At 62.0% G+C, this 1,811-nt stretch carries 2 protein-coding genes; both read left to right on the top strand.

Annotation, left to right across the window (positions count from 1 at the left end; genetic code table 11):
- Positions 1 to 273, top strand: a 273-nt coding sequence (locus tag HDE76_RS20470) for a phosphopantetheine-binding protein (RefSeq protein ID WP_184510215.1), incomplete at its 5' end; no start/stop codon positions are given.
- On the top strand, positions 270 to 1,811 hold a 1,542-nt coding region (locus HDE76_RS20465; protein ID WP_343205746.1), incomplete at its 3' end, for a condensation domain-containing protein. The genes HDE76_RS20470 and HDE76_RS20465, both read left to right, overlap by 4 nt.

Genomic DNA, 1,811 nt, shown 5'->3' with positions numbered 1-1,811 from the left:
AGCGCGATCGCCGCCGTGTGGGAGGAACTGCTCGGGGTCACTCGCGTCGGTCGCCGCGATCACTTCTTCGAGCTTGGTGGCCATTCGCTCTTGGCAGTGCGAATGCTCGCCAGGATCAGCACCGATTTCGGGCTCGACATCGAGCTATCGACTCTTTTCAACCATCCAGACCTCGACGCTTTCGCTCGCGAGGTTCTGCTCGCATCGCTTGCCCAGCAATTCGACGCAGCGGATCTCGAAGAACTCATCGCCTCCGAAGGACAGATACCGTGAGCACAAGTTCGCCATTCGACAATATGGACGCTGCAACGCTGGAGCGGCTAAGGGCGCTGGCGCTGGCGCGCGGCATGAAGACCCGCGCGATGACGGAAGATTCGATTGCCACGTTGGCGCACGGCGATCGAATCCCGCTCTCGTTTGCGCAGCAGAGTTTATGGCTCGCCTCGCAGCGTGAGGGAAGCTCGGCCATCTATCATATTCCAGGTGCGTTATCGCTCAAGGGTGTACTCGACGTGGCGGCGCTTCACGCTGCGTTGAATGGTGTTTTCGCACGGCACGATGCGTTACGCAGCGTCGTCGTGCACGATGCGGACGGAATGCATGTTCGGTTGCTCGCGCCGTTGCCGGGCATCGCGCTGGACGAAGTCGATATGCGCGGCAGGGACGATCGCGCGACGGCATGGCAGGAGTTCGCAGACGAGGAAACACAACGTCCGTTCGATCTCGAGCGGGGGCCACTTTTGCGGGCGGCGCTCGTTCGCATCGAGGATGACGAACACATCCTGATTCTGACCTTGCATCACCTCATTGCGGACGGTTGGTCGCTCGCCCTTCTCGCGGACGATATCGCGGCACATTACCGTGCCTTTGTTAGCGATGGGTCGATACCCGCGACTTTGCCATCGGTACAATATCCCGCGTTCGCGGCCTGGCAGAGGCAGCGACTGAGCGGTGCACGGATGGACGTCCAGACGGCTTATTGGCGTGATCGCCTGGCTGATCTGCCAGCCTCCCTCAACTTGCCTATCGACCGACCGCGGCCGCCGCATCAGGACCATAGCGGCGCCTTCCTGCCTATCGCATTCGACGCGGCTACGACAAAGGCGCTCAAGCAGTGGTGTGGGCGTCAGGACGTCACGCTATTCACCGCCATCATGGCAGCCTGGGCCGTCGTGCTAGCGCGCCTGTCGCACGAGACCGATCTCGTCATCGGCACGCCGGTTGCCAATCGTCGGCGAAGCGATGTCGAACAGACCATCGGTTGCTTCGTGAACACGCTCGCGCTACGTGTCGAACTCGGCGGCAACCCGTCACTGGCGGAACTCGTCGGGCGTGTTCGACGCGACGTTCTCGCTGCACAGGATCATCAGGATCTGCCGTTCGAGCAGGTGGTTGAGATCGTGAATCCGGTGCGATCCAGCGATCGCACTGCCATTTTCCAGGCGATGTTCACCTGGCAGAACACCGCGCGCAGTGCGCTCTCCTTGCCCGGCATCGACATCCGTCCGCTGCATCTCTCCCAAGCTTCGTCGCGCTATGACATCAAGCTCGACCTTGGCGAAGAAGGCGACGGCATCGTCGGAGGCTTCATCTACGCGACGGCGCTTTTTGACGCCGATAGCGTGAGCCGCCACATCCGGTATCTGCAGGCCGTCGTCGCTCAGATGCTGGCCGACGATACGCAGCGCATACTTGAGATTGCGCTTGCCGACCACGCCGAGCGCGCACTTATCGCCGCATGGAACACGACCGCGCGCGCGTTCCCGACAGCCTGCCTGGGCGAGCTGTTCGAGCAACAGGTCCGGCGCACA

Origin of the sequence: Rhodanobacter sp. ANJX3, from assembly GCF_014200755.1 — a bacterium.
Classification (GTDB): Bacteria; Pseudomonadota; Gammaproteobacteria; order Xanthomonadales; family Rhodanobacteraceae; genus Rhodanobacter.
This window is presented reverse-complemented; position numbering and strand designations above follow the sequence as displayed.